The organism is Streptomyces marianii (genome assembly GCF_005795905.1).
GTDB classification, from domain to species: Bacteria; Actinomycetota; Actinomycetes; order Streptomycetales; family Streptomycetaceae; genus Streptomyces; species Streptomyces marianii.
The window spans coordinates 28,427-42,666 of sequence record NZ_VAWE01000005.1 but is presented as its reverse complement, the minus strand read 5'-3'; the positions used below and the strand labels follow the sequence as shown (position 1 = coordinate 42,666).

17 protein-coding genes are annotated in these 14,240 nt (G+C 69.2%); 15 read left to right on the top strand and 2 right to left on the bottom strand.

Features of this window, described 5'->3' with window-relative positions; all coding sequences use genetic code 11:
* Positions 1-155: 155 nt before the first annotated feature.
* From FEF34_RS40635 to FEF34_RS40610, 6 genes are all read left to right on the top strand, one after another.
* Complete coding sequence (locus FEF34_RS40635; RefSeq protein WP_138058498.1) at positions 156-632, top strand: hypothetical protein; 477 nt, start codon at positions 156-158, stop codon at positions 630-632.
* Positions 629-937, top strand: a complete 309-nt coding sequence (locus FEF34_RS40630; RefSeq protein WP_138058497.1) for a hypothetical protein — start codon at positions 629-631, stop codon at positions 935-937. The genes FEF34_RS40635 and FEF34_RS40630 overlap by 4 nt, the downstream gene beginning before the upstream one ends.
* A 561-nt stretch (positions 938-1,498) precedes the next feature.
* A complete protein-coding gene (locus tag FEF34_RS40625; protein ID WP_138058521.1) occupies positions 1,499-3,298 on the top strand; it encodes an ATP/GTP-binding protein in 1,800 nt (599 codons plus the stop codon).
* A 21-nt stretch (positions 3,299-3,319) separates the two neighbouring features.
* Complete coding sequence (locus FEF34_RS40620) at positions 3,320-3,739, top strand: conjugal transfer protein TraB (RefSeq protein WP_138058496.1); 420 nt, start codon at positions 3,320-3,322, stop codon at positions 3,737-3,739.
* A gap of 83 nt (positions 3,740-3,822) precedes the next feature.
* A complete protein-coding gene (locus tag FEF34_RS40615; protein WP_138058495.1) occupies positions 3,823-5,958 on the top strand; it encodes a chromosome segregation protein ParM in 2,136 nt (711 codons plus the stop codon).
* Between the two features lie 86 nt (positions 5,959-6,044).
* Positions 6,045-6,233: a hypothetical protein gene (locus FEF34_RS40610; protein WP_138058494.1), complete on the top strand. Its 189-nt coding sequence runs from the start codon at positions 6,045-6,047 to the stop codon at positions 6,231-6,233.
* On the opposite strand, the gene FEF34_RS41865 is transcribed toward FEF34_RS40610, so the two are convergent.
* A complete protein-coding gene (locus FEF34_RS41865; RefSeq protein ID WP_234043373.1) occupies positions 6,234-6,398 on the bottom strand; it encodes a hypothetical protein in 165 nt (54 codons plus the stop codon). It lies immediately after the preceding gene.
* Positions 6,399-6,619: 221 nt separating this feature from the next.
* Here FEF34_RS41865 and FEF34_RS40605 point away from each other — a divergent pair, with 221 nt between their 5' ends.
* The 9 genes from FEF34_RS40605 to FEF34_RS40565 all read left to right on the top strand — a co-directional run bounded on the left by FEF34_RS40605 (position 6,620) and on the right by FEF34_RS40565 (position 11,802).
* Entirely contained in the window at positions 6,620-7,111 is a 492-nt protein-coding gene (locus FEF34_RS40605; protein ID WP_138058520.1) for a hypothetical protein, read from the top strand.
* A 59-nt stretch (positions 7,112-7,170) separates the two neighbouring features.
* Positions 7,171-7,956, top strand: coding sequence for a hypothetical protein (locus tag FEF34_RS40600; RefSeq protein ID WP_138058493.1), 786 nt, complete (start codon positions 7,171-7,173; stop codon positions 7,954-7,956).
* A gap of 111 nt (positions 7,957-8,067) precedes the next feature.
* Positions 8,068-8,916, top strand: coding sequence for an AAA family ATPase (locus FEF34_RS40595; RefSeq protein WP_138058492.1), 849 nt, complete (start codon positions 8,068-8,070; stop codon positions 8,914-8,916).
* A gap of 44 nt (positions 8,917-8,960) precedes the next feature.
* Positions 8,961-9,143: a hypothetical protein gene (locus tag FEF34_RS40590; RefSeq protein WP_138058491.1), complete on the top strand. Its 183-nt coding sequence runs from the start codon at positions 8,961-8,963 to the stop codon at positions 9,141-9,143.
* 114 nt (positions 9,144-9,257) lie between these two features.
* Entirely contained in the window at positions 9,258-9,947 is a 690-nt protein-coding gene (locus FEF34_RS40585; RefSeq protein WP_199800791.1) for a GGDEF domain-containing protein, read from the top strand.
* A gap of 6 nt (positions 9,948-9,953) precedes the next feature.
* Positions 9,954-10,166: a hypothetical protein gene (locus FEF34_RS40580; RefSeq protein ID WP_199800790.1), complete on the top strand. Its 213-nt coding sequence runs from the start codon at positions 9,954-9,956 to the stop codon at positions 10,164-10,166.
* A gap of 77 nt (positions 10,167-10,243) precedes the next feature.
* On the top strand, positions 10,244-10,597 hold the full coding sequence (locus FEF34_RS40575; RefSeq protein WP_138058490.1) for a hypothetical protein: 354 nt from the start codon (positions 10,244-10,246) through the stop codon (positions 10,595-10,597).
* On the top strand, positions 10,594-10,959 hold the full coding sequence (locus FEF34_RS40570; protein WP_138058489.1) for a hypothetical protein: 366 nt from the start codon (positions 10,594-10,596) through the stop codon (positions 10,957-10,959). Before FEF34_RS40575 ends, FEF34_RS40570 begins: the two co-directional genes overlap by 4 nt.
* A gap of 69 nt (positions 10,960-11,028) precedes the next feature.
* A complete protein-coding gene (locus FEF34_RS40565; protein WP_171053418.1) occupies positions 11,029-11,802 on the top strand; it encodes a class I SAM-dependent methyltransferase in 774 nt (257 codons plus the stop codon).
* 51 nt (positions 11,803-11,853) lie between these two features.
* Here FEF34_RS40565 and FEF34_RS40560 read toward each other — a convergent pair whose 3' ends face one another.
* Entirely contained in the window at positions 11,854-14,088 is a 2,235-nt protein-coding gene (locus tag FEF34_RS40560) for a tyrosine-type recombinase/integrase (RefSeq protein ID WP_138058488.1), read from the bottom strand.
* Positions 14,089-14,240 lie beyond the last annotated feature (152 nt).

The following is a 14,240-nucleotide window of genomic DNA, read 5'->3' as shown; positions in this document are numbered from 1 at the left end:
CGGACCGGTGACGGCCACGGCCGGCAGGCCGCTCGCCCGCGCCCGCCCCGAGCGGGGCGCGGGCGAGATCGTTCCGAGCACCACCCACCCCCGCGCACAGCCTCGGGGACACGGACTCTCCCCTCCCCAACCCCGAGACCTGGAGGTCTTCTCGCATGAACAGCAACGACCCGAACTACTCCCCTCTGCGCGACGTCGCGCAGAGCCCGGAGGCAACCGCCCGGTACCTGGCCGACGTTCGGCGCGTGCTGCTGGACATCGGCAAGAACCTGGAGACCCTCGCGATGGAGACTCGCGTGCACCTGCGCGACACGCACGTGGAGGGTGACCGCTGGTACCACGCCCGGCTGCGGGCGATGCCCGTCGAAAAGGCCCTCGGGAGTGTTCTCAAGGACCTGAACGACCTGACCGCGGGCCTGGAAAAGAGCGCCTATAAGCGCCGCGCCCACGACGAGGCCGTTGTGAATACGGCCAAGGAAAGGAAGGAAAAGGAGCTGGAAAGGCAGCGGAAGAAGAACCCGCAGCAGCTCCAGGCTGCACCCAACTCGACGCAGCAGGGTGCGCAGAGCCCGAGTTCCGGCTATAGTGTTCCTACGTCGATTTACGACCTGGGTAACAGGGAGTCGGCGTGACGCGCCCCCTCAGCAGCATCGAACGCTCCATTCAAGGGCGGAACGGCTGGCTGCAGGACGAAGAGCGCAAGGCGATCGAACGTCGCGGTGAAATGGGCCGGATGGAATTCTGGCTCCGCGTTACTCGGTCCGAAATCACGAGGGAAGTCAAAGCCGGTCGCGGTGATGTCCTCACCGCATTCACGCTGGTCTGCCGCCTCTTCAAGCTGGTGCTGGAGAAGCGGCAGGCGGGCGACCCGCGGCTGTTCGACCACCTCATGCAGTACGCGGACACCGTCCTGAAGCAGCACGGCCCGCGTAACTGAGCGTCACCCACGAAGGCCCCGCCGGGCTCCGGCGGGGCCTCGCGCGCGTAAAGCGTGCACACGTGCACGTGCACACGCGTGCACACGAGACCCCACTGTCTGTCAAGTCCCCCTGGAGGGAGGTGCACCGTGTCCGACGAGTCCGACGACGCGAGCGGTGGAACCCTGGTCCACGGCCCGTGGAGCGGTGATTCCACCTACACGCTGCCGCCGATCCCGGATTTCATCGACACCATTCCGCCGCCGGAAGACATTCCGGAGGCTCCCCCGGAGCGCCCGGAGGAGACCACGATGGAACTGCCGCCGATTCCGGCTGTTCCGGACCCGGCGGCAGCGCTGCGTTCCGACGGAATTACGGCGCCGGAAACCGGAGAAGATGAGGGTGAATACGAGGAAGGCGAATACGTCCAGCCTCGTTCGCTCGCTGACCGTCTCGGTGACTGGCTTGAATTCCGGCTGGAAAGGGCGCGGGCCAATCATGAAAGCGAAGCGCCTTTCCGTGAGGCTGAAATAGCGCGCAAGGCCGCGCTGCTGGAGGGCCGCACCGCGCAGGAAGTCGCGATGATGGAGCAGAACGGAAAGCTCCACGCCGCGATGATGAAAGCGAAGGGCGACAAAGCGGCGGCACGGTCAAAGGCCGACGCCGACCGCACGAAGTCGCCGGGCTCCGGCCTGGGGACGGACAAGGGCCGCTCGAAGGCCGGCGGTGGCGGCGGGTCCTCGCGCGGCGGGGGCGGCAGCGGCGGCGGTCCGTCCCGCAACAACTCGGGTCCCGGCTCCAAGGGGCCCGGGTCGCGTGGCACCAACTCCGGCGGCGGCGCCGGGCGTTCGGGGTCCGGATCATCCGGGGGCAGCGGAAGCGGCAAGGGCGGAACGAAGGGCTCCCAGACGGGCTCTGGCGGCCGTACAGGCGGTTCCGGGCGCAACGGGTCGTCCGGGGGCTCGAAAGGCTCTCAGACGGGGTCTGGCGGCTCGAAGAACGACGGCCCGGCCTCCAACGCCCGCGCGGAGCGGGCCCGCGGCCGCCAGGAGCGCGCCGGAGCCCGCCAGGCCGCCCGGCAGGAAAGGCGCAGTGCCGGGCACGCCGCCGGCATCGCCGACCGGTCCAAGGACCGCGACCAGGCCCGCGCCAACCGGCAGCAGAACCGGGATGACCGCCGCGCGAAGCGGCAGGAGCGGGACGCGGCACGGAAGGCGAAGCGGGAAGCCGCGGCGTCGGCCGACTCGGGCCGCACCACCTTGGGCCAGGCCGTCGCGGAGGAAGCCCAGCGCCGCTTCGACAAGCGCCGCGCCGACGCGAAGGACGCCAAGGATGCCAAGGCCGGCGCGGAGAAGGTGAGCCTGACCAAGGACAAGGACTCCAAGGCCAAGGGCACCGACGGCAAGGGCGAGAAGGACGCCAAGGAGGGCCCTGACGGGGCCTCCAGCGGCACAAAGGACGCCCCGGCGTCCGATGAGCCGGGCAAGGACTCCAAGGCCGGTGACGGGCCGTCTGACGACTCGAAGAAACGGCGCCGGTTCCGGCGTCGGCGCACCGGCAGCGGAACCGGCAGGGCCGGTCGGCGGGGCCGCACTGGTCGTGCGGGGCGTGCCGGGCGGCGACGCGGCTGGGCATGGGACGGGGCGGAGGATCCCGACCCGACGGTGGAGTGGGCCGACGGCCGCCCGAGCCGTCCCAGCCCGAAGCCGGACACCAGCGAGGACATCCCGGACGCGGTGATCGTCGACGACGAAGCCGACCCGTTCGGCTGGTATGCCGCCCGCCGTCCCGGCCTGCCCCGCGCGCCCAGGCAACCGCGCGTCAGGCGGGGGGTCATCAAGCGCCCCGGCACCAGTCGGCCGGACGCGACCGACGCACCCGGCGAGCGCGATCAGGCCGTCGTCGGCCGACCGGCCACCAGCAGCCGACCCACCAGCACCGAAGGGAGCAGCGTGAGCAGCGCGGAGGTCAGCAGGCCGTCCGGGCAGGGCGGTCTGGCCGCCCAGCACCGCACGGACATCACGTTCGACGAGTTCTTGATGGAGATGGCGAACATCGCCATCCAGGCCGCCTCCGACCAGGAGAAGGCCGAAGCCCTCGCGGACGCGCTCGACAAGGTCGCCGACGCCCTGCGGGACATGTCCGCCGACCTGATCGGCGACCACAACATCGCCACCGAGGTCACCGAACTGATCTCGGACCTGGCCGACGCCGCGGGCCGGATGAGGCAGCAGGCCGAACGGTGCGCGTCCGAGTGCGGCCTCGCCCTGGAGGCCGCCAAGCTCGCGGCCGCGATGGTCGCCCGCATCTACGGCCAGGACATGGCCGCCAAGGAAGACGCGGGCCTGACGTACGCGTCGGCCGCCGCCCACCACGACTAAGAATCAGGGAGGAACCCGCTGATGAGCAGCGATCTCGCACCCAGCGGCGCCGGCCCGGTGCCCGTCCCGGCCGACGACGACAACCGGTACAAGGCCGTCCAGGCCAAGCTCAAGACGCTCGCCGGCGCGCTGGACGACGCCGGCCTCGAGCTGGAGGCGCTGGTGCGCAGCGTCAAGGCCAACGCCCAGCGCGCCCAGGACGTGGCCCGCGACATCGGCACCGCCGGACTCGACGCGAAGTTCGTGGAGCTGACCAGCAACGTCTCGGTGGCCCTCGGGGGCGCGGCCGTGCAGGTCAAGAAGCTGAGCGACACCGCCCAGGAGACCGCCGACCTCACCCACCAGACCCGGCGTACCCACTCCAAGCTCTACGGAGCGCTGGACGAAATCCGCTCCAACCGGCGCGAGAAGACCCCCAAGCCGGGCTTCTTCAACCGCTGACCCCGCTCCCCCAACCCACCCCGCCACGGGCGGCTCCGCGACACACCGCGGGGCCGCCCGTCCCGTTTCCCGAAGGAGATTCGGTGACCACGCCGCGCAGTGTCACGCTCGAACGCCTCGCCTACACCCTCGCCGCGCCTGTGCTGGCCGTGGCCCCGAACGTCTACCCCGACAGCCCCGTCAACCAGGTCGTGCAGCTGGCCGGCGCCGCCGGGATCGGCGCATGGTTCCTGGCCGCCAAGAGCGATGAGCCCGGCGCCGGACGCAAGATCCTGCGCTGGTCCCCGCTGGTCTTGGCCGCCGCCGTCGACGTCGCCGCCGGGCACACCACCGGCTTCGGCCCGTACTGGCTGGACGGACTGCTCGCCGCCGGATGGGCGGCGGCCGGCTCTTTCGTGCTGCCGTTCTCCCGGCACACCCGCCGCCGCAACCGCCCTGCCGTCGCGGCCCCGGCCCCGCAACTGCAGGTCGCCGAAGTCCCGGAGCCGTCCCCGGCCGTGCCGGACGACGGCGCCGACCTGCTCACCCGCGAGGTGCGGATGATGTGGGAGAACGCCGGGATGCCCGCCCGGACGCACGTCGTCAAGGCCACCCGGCATCCCGGCATGCGGCACGACATGACGATCCTGCTGCGCGCCTCGGAGACCGGACGGCCCATCACCGGCCTCACCGAAGCCGCCGTCGCCGCCCCGTTCGCTGTGCCTTCCAGCGACGTCGTCCTGTCGGAGGTCGCCATCCAGCCCGGCCGCCAGGGCGGACCCGGCTGGATGGAGGCCCACATCACCCCCGACGCCAACCAGCGCCGCCGCAAGGCCCCCACCGACCAGGAGCGCTGGGCGGACAAGGTCGGCTCGCCCAAGGGCGGCGCCCCCGGCTCCGAGCTGGTCCACAAGACCCGCGACGACGAACGCGGGGTCACGTTCTACCGGGCCAAGATGTCCGACTCCACCGAGACCCCGCGCATCGACCTCGCCAAGGTCTGCCGCGGACTGAAGCTGCCCGAGGACGACTCCTGCGTGTTCGTCCTCATCGACGGCTCGGAGTTCCTGATCAGCGCGTTCGATGAGCCGCCGCTGTCGCAGATCTTCCCCGCCACCCGCGAGCTGCTCACCCCGGACGCCAAGGGCATGTACGTGTGCGGGTTCACCATCACCGGCCAGCCGGTCAAGACGATGGTGTACCAGCACGACAAGAACGCCCCGGCCCACGGCCTCACCCTCGGGGTCAGCCGGTCGGGTAAGACGCAGTTCTTCGCGATCCACATGGCCGCCCAGTCCCTGGACGGACAGGTGGTGTGGCTGGGCACCGTCCGCAAGGACGAGAAGACCACCGTGCTCGGCAGGTACATCGACCGGCAGGGCTCGAACGCGCTGTGGATGGCCCGCTCGCTGCGGGCGGCGAAGGCGCTGTGTGAGATCCGCGCCGACATGCCCTGGCCGCACGACGGCCAGCCGCACGACTACAAGCCGGGCGACCCCCGCTGCCCCTACCGGCAGCTGAACGTCTACGGCGATGAGTTCATGACCGCGGCGCAGGACGCGGACTTCGGCGAGTTCATCCAGAAGGACGGCGAGGACCTCACCGTTACCGGGCTCAAGTACGGCATCGGCTTCAACCCGGCCGGGCAGTCGCCGTTCGCGCACAACGGCTTCTCCACGGAGATGAAGGACAACCTGCGGCAGAACAGCCGTCCGGTCATCTTCAACATGGGTTCGCCCGGCGCCACCCGCAAGGCGGCGGAGGGCACCATGGAGAACGCCTACGACGTGCCGACCATCCCGGCGCGCTACTCCCGTACCGAGGGTTCCGCGATCGAGCGGGCCATGCGCGGTGAGGCCGACCCGGAGAACGGCGTCAGCACGGGCGGCGTCGCGGTCATCGTCCTCGACAACGGCCGCGCCGTCCTGATGCGGTCGCTGTACGCGGACTTCGACACCGACCTCTCCGAGCTGTTCCCCGACGAGGTCAACCGGCTCACCGACTACGAGATCAGCGAGCTGGAGAAGCGCGGCCTGTGGTTCGACTGGAACGAGCCCGTGCGGCCCGGCGAGTTCTGGCCCGAGCCCGACGAGGACGACGGCGACGGCCGCTCCCGCCGCCGCAGCGGTGGCGGAGGCGGCAAGGGCGGCGGTGGCAAGCGCAGTTCCGGCAGCCGCTCCGAGCAGGTCACCTCACCCCGCCAGGCGCTGGAGGCCATCAAGAGCCTCAACAACGCCTGACCGTTCCTCATCCCGTCCATCCCCGGGGCCGGCCTGCCCGAGCACGGCCGGCCCCACCCGATCCTCGCGAAGGAGGACCACCCGCCGTGGCCCTTTCCGTCTCCGCCGCCGCGCTGCTGGGCATCATCGTGTTCGTCCTGCTCAAGGGCGGCTACGTCCGCGTCGGCTCCATGCTGGCCTGCACGCTGTTCGGCTTCACCCTCGCCGCGACCGGCCTGGCCCCGTTCATCAACAGCGGCCTCGCATCGCTCGCCGGACTGATCTCCAGTTTCTGACTACGCCTCGGTCCACGGCGGGTCGGGCGTGTAGTTGAGCCCGTCGCAGAAGCGGCAGTCCCACTCCGAGGGGATCTCCCACTTGTCGACCCAGAAGCCGACCTGCTTGCCCACGAAGTAGTTGTCGCCCCCGCACCATCCGCACTCGAAGACGAACTCCACCACATCCCCTTCCCCGCGCCTGTTGGTTTGAGGATGCCTGGGGCGCAGGTGCGGTGACTACCCACCCGCCAGCCCCAACTCACCTGCTGCACAACGCCGAAGGGCGCCGCCGGACACGACTCCGGCGACGCCCTTCGCCGTTGCGCGCGGCCACTCCCTCAAGCACCCTCCCAGCCGTCACGGCCAGGAGGGCGCTCCACTTCCCGCGTGATCGGAGAACCCCGATGGACCCCCTGAACACCCAGCACGGCATGCCCGAGTCCGAGGCCGCGGCCGAAGCCCGCCGCCTGATCGATGAATGGGCCAGCAAGCCCGTCCAGCACCACCCCACCTCGTTCCGCGACGACACCGAGCCGCCGGCCTTCGGCACCGCCCCGCCCGTGAAGCAGGACGACAAGCGGATCGTCCCGGCCTGGGCGGCCGGGATCGCCGTCGCCTCGATCGGCGTGGGCGCTGGAGTCACCGGCATCGGCTGCGGCGCCTGGCTCGTGCTCCAGGGCCTGGCCTCCGTCACGTTGAACAGCGTCCTGATGGTCACCCTGCCGTTCGCGGGCCTGGCCATGGCAGCCACCGCCATCGGCGGCGCGATCAGCAAGGCCCGCGCGGCTGTCACCAAGAACGTCTACGAGGGCCCGGTCACCCACCACACCGAGATCCACAACAACAGCACCACGCGCGGAGCGTTCTTCGCCCGCACCCGCAACGAGATCCGCTGACCGACCCGGCCAGCCCACCACCGCTCACCACCGACCTCCGCCGAAGGAGCAGCTACGCCATGCCCAGCAACGACAAGCCGGTCAACGGCCAGGAAAACCGGTCCTTCCTCGACGTGCTCAACCAGACGCCCCCGCCGCCCGACGCGAAGGACTGGCCCCGCCCGAAGCGCTTCGCCGGGCTGCGCGCCGCGTGGAAGGCGTCCTGGGAGGAGGGCGGCTTCCTCTACCAGCGGTGGGAAGAGGTCTTCCAGGCCCGGCACGGCAGCTGGCACGAGGTCGCCAACTGGATCAAGGCCGCCGCACTGTTCGGCGGGCTCAGCCTCATCGTGCTGATGCTGGACGCCGTCGGCGACATCGCCTCCGCCACGCTCAAGGGCCTGTCCGACGTCCCGGCCACCAACGGCGGCGACGGCAGCGGCCTGTGGGGCACGGTCGACCACCCCATCCGGGTCTTCCTCGCCGACCAGGCCGCGCACCTGGCCGTCGCCCCGGCCGCCCTGTACGCGTTCTGGCAACTGACCGGGTTGCTCGGTCTGGTCGGCGGGTTCTTCGGCAACGCCGGCGCCCGCATCGCCTGGCTGCTGTTCGGGATCGGCAGCCTCGCCATGATCTGGTCCGCCGCCCCGGCCGGAGGCCGCGCCGCCGCCACCGGGCTCGCCGCCCTCATGTGGGCGCTGGCCAGCGTCTTCGCCTTGCGCGGGCTGACCCTGCGGCCCATCGTCCACAACCACCCGCCGCAGTTCCAGCCCCAGTTCAACCCCGCGCTCCACATCCATGCCACCCTCCCCGCCCCCACCCCGGCGGGCGACGACTACGGCGACAACATCCACCCGCTCCAGCGCTGACCCTCCGGTCGCTCCGCCTGGTCCTCGCCCACCCCGCAACACCGGGGCCGGGCGAGGGCCGGACAGGCCGACCGGCCGCCCATCGACCTTCAGCCCCGTGTGAGGAGCCACATGATCGAATCCGCCCTGGCCGCGCTTGGCCTGCCCACGCCCGGCCTCTACCTGACGATCGGAGCGGCCGGGAGCGGCAAGACCCGGATCGCCACGGCGTTCCCCCGCATCTGGCGCCTGTCGCTCGATGACTGCCGCGAGCGGGTGGCTGACGACCCCGGTCTACAGGACAGCACCCCGGCCGCGGTCGCCGTCTTCGACACGGTGCTGACCTGCCGCCTGGCGCGCCGATTGCCGACTCTGGTGGACGCCACGAACACCGAGTTCGCCATTCGCGCCCGGCTGGTGGAGCGAGCGCACCAGCACCGGCTGCCCGCCGTGGCGATCGTCGCGCGCACGGCCCTCGAGGACTGTCAGACCCGGCAGGATGCGAGGCCCGCCAACCGGCAGGTCCCGGCGCAGACCGTCGCCCGGCAGCACGCTGGCGTCCCGACCGGCGAGCAGCTGCTCGCCGAAGGCTTCGACCAGGTCCACGCGGCCGCTGACCTCGACCTGCTCCACCTGCTGCTGGCCCGCTCCGTGGCCGCCGGTTTCGACCCGCTCGCCGAGGTCCGGGCCACCTTCGGCCCGGACCTCGCCCGGGTCTTCGCCTTCGACCCGGACAGCCCCGACTCCGTCGGTGCGTTCGCCGTCGCCGGACGGCAGCTGACCGTGCGCTGGTCGGACCATGGCGAGGTCTTCGACCACCACTGGCAGGCCCGCCTCGAGGGCGAGACCTGCGAGGCCTGCGGCAGCGCGGTGTGGGTGAAAGTCACCGACGCCGCCGACCTGCTGGCCGTCTACAACGGCCAGCCGCCCGAAGAACTGTTCTGCGACCGGTGCGACGTCCCCGACTGGTACGCCGCCTGACCCACTTCGACCAAGGCCATACGGCCCCAGACCCAGAGGACCTGATGAACGTCGGACAGCGCATCGAACTCACCACGCAGATCGAATCTCGCGGCAACACCGCCCGCCCTGGCGACCAGGGCACCGTGGAGGGAGTCCACACCGACGGCTACCTCACCGTCCGGATGGACAACGGCCGCACCCAGTTCCCCCGCACGGACGAAGTCACCGTCCTGCCGTCTTCCTGAACCCCTGCGGCCTGCTGGCCGCCCACACGACGAAGAGGCGCACCCCATGCCTGGACAGCCGGGTGCGCCTCTTCTTGATGCCCGCCCGCAAGGGGCGAGATCGGAGTCTCAATCATGCCTGCCCTGACCGTGTTACGGCAGCATCCCCGCACTCTTCTGCTCACCGCGGCCGCTGTGCCGCTCGCCCTGGCCGCCGTCGTCGACGACGTCCGCGTACGCCGCCAGCTGGAGGCCGCGCGCCGCGACCAGCTCACTGGCCTGCCCTGCCGCGACGGGCTCACCGCCCACGGCGAACGGCAGCTCACCGCCCGGCGCCGCGCCGACGACCTCCTGGTCCTGGTCCTCGACGGCAACGGCTTCAAGGCGATCAACGACGGCTACGGCCATGCCGCCGGCGACAAGGTCGTCATCACCCTCGCCCAGCGGCTGCGCCAGTGGAGCACCGCCCGCCAGGGCCTGGCCGCGCGCCTGGGCGGAGACGAGTTCGGCGCCGCCGTCCGGCTGCCGCGCGAGCACTTCGCCCAGGAGCTCGCCGGGCTGCGCGCGCACATGGACCGTTCCGTCCCGTACGAGGGTCTGCTGCTGCCGTTCACCGTGTCGATCGGCACCTCCTACGCCGCCGACCTGCCCGGCCGACCCTTCGGCGACGTCCTGCGCGCCGCCGACGTGTCCATGTACAAGGTCAAGACCGGCGAAGAGCCCTTCCCCTACCTGGGCACCGCGGCCGACGCCGACACCCCCTCGGTCAACGGCCGCCGACCCGGACGCCCGGGCACGCACCTGCCCGCGGCCGCCGCCGCGTGATCCGTCGTGACCCTGCTCGTCTGGCGCGACGGCGCACACTTCGACCGCTTCAGCGACCGGCCGTGCGTGCTGTGCGGCGGGCCGACCCCGCTGCGCTCCCACAAGCGCGAACCGGTCCACAAGGTCTGCGCGGAGAACTGGAACGAGGCCAACCCGGGCGAGACCCGGTTCGTCTCCGACGCCCAGCCGCGCCGCTCCGACGGCGACGACCACGCCTGACCGTCACCCCCATCAACTTCGCGGGCACCGGCCAACCGCCGGTGCCCGCTCCCGTGTTCCTGGAAGGACCCTCCACCATGGAGACCCCCGCCATCACCGGCCAGCCGCCGGCCCTCACCGTCGGCCAGGCCGTCGCCCTGACCCTGCTGCGCGACGGCTACACCCAGCGCACCATCCAGGCCCGCACCGACGTCACCCCCGACGACCTGTACCGCCTGGCCGCACTGCACGACATCACCGCCCCGCACGGCACCACCGAGGGCCACGACTGCCACGAAGCCCGCGGCGAAGACCCATGCGGACCCTGCGAGATAGCCCGTGCCCGCGCCGACTCCCGCGCCCGGGCCAGGCAACGCAAGACGATCCCGGCCGCCATGCTGCGCGGTCGGCTCGCCGCCGGCACCACCCGCCGCAGGGCGGTGAGCCGGTGAATGCCCACGAAACCGACCTCGAGGCCCGCCCCACTGAAAGGGAAGCGCTGGCCGTGATCCATCACCCGGCCGCCGCCGCAGGGCCGGACCGTACCGATCACAACCTCAACGACGCGGTGGCCACGGTCGCGACCGAGATCGGCCGCACCGACAACAAGGCCTCGCTGTTCTCCGAACTACTTGGCAGTAGAGGCGGTCGCTGGCGGTCCTTCATCCGGACGCGGCGTTTCGGCAATCAGTTTGGATGGCTGTGCGTAAGAGCGCTCCGCAGTGACCGCGCGCTTGCCGGCCGCGGTTTCCCACGAAATCCGGTGGAGTCTCAGCGGCCGGAAGTGGTTGGGTCCTGCTCAATGCTTCGCTGACACGGCCCGGCACAGTGCGAGGCGCAAGGTCCGAATCGCAGGGCGGTCTAGCCCGCGTGTCGTCGAGTGATGGAGGTTATCGCGGTGGCTGGTTATGGGGCGCTTTCCGACGTATACGAGTGGCTGATCGGGGACGACAGGTTGACCCCCGCCAAGGCAGCCGCGGTTTACTACAGCGATGTCGTGGGCTCTTTGCCGCCCAACGCACGCGTCCTCGACTGCGCGTGTGGAACCGGCCAGCTCGCCGTCGGTCTCGCGAGTCTTGGCCTTGACGTGGTCGCCGCAGACGCCAGTGATGGGATGGTTCGCCGGACCGAGAAGGTCGCCGACGAGCAGGGTGTCTCGCTTCGAGCCCTCCGCGCGAGTTGGGACGAGCTGCCCGACCACCTGGAGGACTCCACGTTCGATCTGGTGTTCTGCGTCGGCAATTCGCTCGGGCACGCTGAGGGCGCAGCCGGGCGCCTGACCGCACTGGAAGCGATGTCGCGGCTGCTGAATCCGGGCGGACGCCTTGTGCTCCACTCACGCAACTGGGAGCTCGTGCGCTCCGCCGGCTCACGGGTAGACGTCCGCGATCGACTCATCCGCCGCAACGACCGCGATGCGGTGGTCAGCTACTACTGGCAGATCGAGCAGCGCTGGGAGCAGGAACACTTCCTTGAGATCGTGGTCGCCCAGATCGAGCCGGATGGGGCAGTGCGAGCCTGCTCGGAGCGGTTGTCCATCTGGCCCTACCGGTACGAGGAACTCGTGGCGCAGTTGCGGAGTGTCGGGCTCACGGTGCAGTCCACCACCTTCGACCCAGAGAGCGATGGATACCTGGTGGTCGCCAGCCGCGACTAGGCGCGAGGCACGTCTGAGCCGGAGCTCTCTGGTCATGCGAAACCCATAGCTTCAGCACGCGCGTCCAACTACCTGATCGAACGAGGGGACTCCAAGGAATATTGGAGATTTCTTCCGTTCTTGCCTGGTGTCCAGTTGGGTGATCTTTTCGTCGGCGGCGGTGAGGCTGACCCGTAGTCCTTCTGCTTCTCCCAGCCATCCTTCACGCTCTGCTTCGGAGATGCGGTCTCGCAAGTTGTCCCGGATTTCAATCAGTCGCGGACGTTCGGTAGGGCTGGTGATGAGCACAGGGCAGCGGACGCACGCATGCTCGTGACTGCACTCGGTTCCGTAGGCTCGCCCGCACTCCCCGAGGGCGAGTTTCCTTCTTTCGAAATGGCCGAGGAATTCATCCCATTCCTCTGACGTGACTGTGCGGTACTCTTCGGCAGGCCGTACCTGGCGACGGCGAGCGATGAAAGCGCGGTGCGCCTCGATGGCTTCGGCAGGGTAAATGGCGGCGTAGCCCATCGTGCTCGTGAGGCTGTCATGTCCTGCGATAACTTGGGCGATATGGGGCGGCAGGCCGTTCATGATGGCGTCGGTGATGAAGATCCTTCGGAAGTCGTGCGGCCGAAAAATCAGCGGCATTCCGGTTTTGTCTGTGAGTCCGGATGCTTCGAGGGTTTCGTCCAAGGCCCTGCGGATGGTGCCATATGAAATGGCTCTGTGTTCGCCACTGACAGCCCACTGGAAGAGGATGGGCATCGGAGCGTTCCAGACCCTTTCATGTGCGTCGTATGTTTGGATTGATGGAATAATCCCGTCGGGTTGACGGGCGCGACTGATGACTGCGCTCAGAACGTCGGCAAGTTCTGGGTTGATGAGCAGCAGTCGCTCCTTGTCGGTCTTTGACGGCGCGATCTGGAGGAGGGGGACCGTCTCGCCGGTGGTGGGGAGCTTGTAGCGGATGATGCTGTGATGGCTGAGTTCTTGGAGCTCCTCAATCCGGATTCCTGTATGGCGCAGGATTTCGATCGTTGCCCACGCGAAGAACGCACGCTTCTCTTCACCGCGGATGTCCCGGCTGGTTCCGTTGATGTCCCGAACACGTCCTGGTTTTCCGTCGGTGCGGCTGGAGGACGCGGGGAGGAAGAAGGTTTCCCCGCGAAAGTCGACGGCGGAGCCCAAGGGAGCCGATTCAATAGTTCGGAGACGCGCAGTGGCTTCTTTGAGGAGTCGTTCAGCTGTTTGGACAATAACGGGTAATACAGGCAGACGTTCACGGGTGCGCTGGTCCGACCTGGACTTCTTCCGTTGCTCATGCTTCTTTTTTGCCAACTCTGCTTCGCTGACCGGGCATGGTGCAGCCCAGTGCCCCCATCGTTCGGGCTCGTCGAGGGCCCACTCCGCGATGTCCAGATAGAAGGCGCGCACCGAAATCTTGACGGCCGGTGCGCTCTCGCGGGGTTCGATCGTTGTTCGGATGGTGCCGTCAGGGCGACGCCGGCGTGTGGTCTTCACTGCGATGCGTACTTTCCAGGCGTCGCTCACATCCTTCGGTAGTCGAAGGGTGTCGATGCCGGGGTGGTGGTGTTCGAGATCAGCCCAGAAGAGACCGCCCAGTTCGCGAGCGAGGGTCCTGAGACTGGTGTAATCGAGGCTGGGCTGGCGTTCGGTGAGGTAATCGACCAAGAGATCACGAACGGGTCGGCAGCGCAGCTTGTATCGATCTATGAGCTCGGCTGGTCGCAGCTGTCCCGTGCGGACAGCCACGTGGTTGAGGGTGACGGGGGCATCAGGAGGGAATTGGCCCCGGTTCCGGAGCCAGGTGTAGGCGAGACGTACTGCCTTGCCGCTTGACCCCGCAAGCAGCTTCGGATGAGTCAGCAGGTCGCCTACGACAATGTCGTCGACGCCGCCGCCGTAAGCGGCGACGATTTGGGCGATGAACTTATACGCTTCTGAGCTGTTGCGGTTGGCCCGGTCGTGTCCAGAGGCGTCACTTGCCAAGCGGGCAAATCCAGTGGGGTCGCGGGAAGCAGCAATAGCGGGCCGCAGGTATCTCGATGAATTCCCGGCCAACCATTCCATGCTGGGGCGGATGACATCCGCACAAATCAAAGCCAGCAGGCCAGACCTGAGCGCAGTACGGCTGGGGCTCCTGCCGAGGGTAGACGCCCAGGCCAGGATGCCTTGCTGCCAGTTGTCGTAGGAAGCCGAGGCAGGAGCGGCGTTCCACCGTTCCTGCCAGGTCTCGCCGGAGAATGTCTCCAGCCAGCTCAGCAGCAGACGGGCTCCGACCATTTGAGAGCTCCGAACTCCTGCGTTCTCCCTTCGCAGGGGCGGCTTGTCCAGGCGGTCAAGGACGGCCTCGCGTGATTCTGTAGTCAGTGGCCACGAAGTTTCCCGGGAACGAGGCGGGAACGCTCGAAGTAGAGCGGCAGCCTCTCCTCCCC

Bases quoted from the DNA above. Each gene is read 5' to 3' on its own strand.
- FEF34_RS40585 (WP_199800791.1), top strand. From the start codon at position 9,258: ATGCCTGCCCTGACCGTGTTACGGCAGCATCCCCGCACTCTTCTGCTC.
- FEF34_RS40605 (WP_138058520.1), top strand. From the start codon at position 6,620: ATGGACCCCCTGAACACCCAGCACGGCATGCCCGAGTCCGAGGCCGCG.
- FEF34_RS40575 (WP_138058490.1), top strand. From the start codon at position 10,244: ATGGAGACCCCCGCCATCACCGGCCAGCCGCCGGCCCTCACCGTCGGC.
- FEF34_RS40565 (WP_171053418.1), top strand. From the start codon at position 11,029: ATGGAGGTTATCGCGGTGGCTGGTTATGGGGCGCTTTCCGACGTATAC.
- FEF34_RS40625 (WP_138058521.1), top strand. From the start codon at position 1,499: ATGATGGAGCAGAACGGAAAGCTCCACGCCGCGATGATGAAAGCGAAG.
- FEF34_RS40600 (WP_138058493.1), top strand. From the start codon at position 7,171: ATGCCCAGCAACGACAAGCCGGTCAACGGCCAGGAAAACCGGTCCTTC.
- FEF34_RS40590 (WP_138058491.1), top strand. From the start codon at position 8,961: ATGAACGTCGGACAGCGCATCGAACTCACCACGCAGATCGAATCTCGC.
- FEF34_RS40560 (WP_138058488.1), bottom strand. From the start codon at position 14,088: ATGGTCGGAGCCCGTCTGCTGCTGAGCTGGCTGGAGACATTCTCCGGC.
- FEF34_RS40595 (WP_138058492.1), top strand. From the start codon at position 8,068: ATGATCGAATCCGCCCTGGCCGCGCTTGGCCTGCCCACGCCCGGCCTC.
- FEF34_RS40620 (WP_138058496.1), top strand. From the start codon at position 3,320: ATGAGCAGCGATCTCGCACCCAGCGGCGCCGGCCCGGTGCCCGTCCCG.
- FEF34_RS40635 (WP_138058498.1), top strand. From the start codon at position 156: ATGAACAGCAACGACCCGAACTACTCCCCTCTGCGCGACGTCGCGCAG.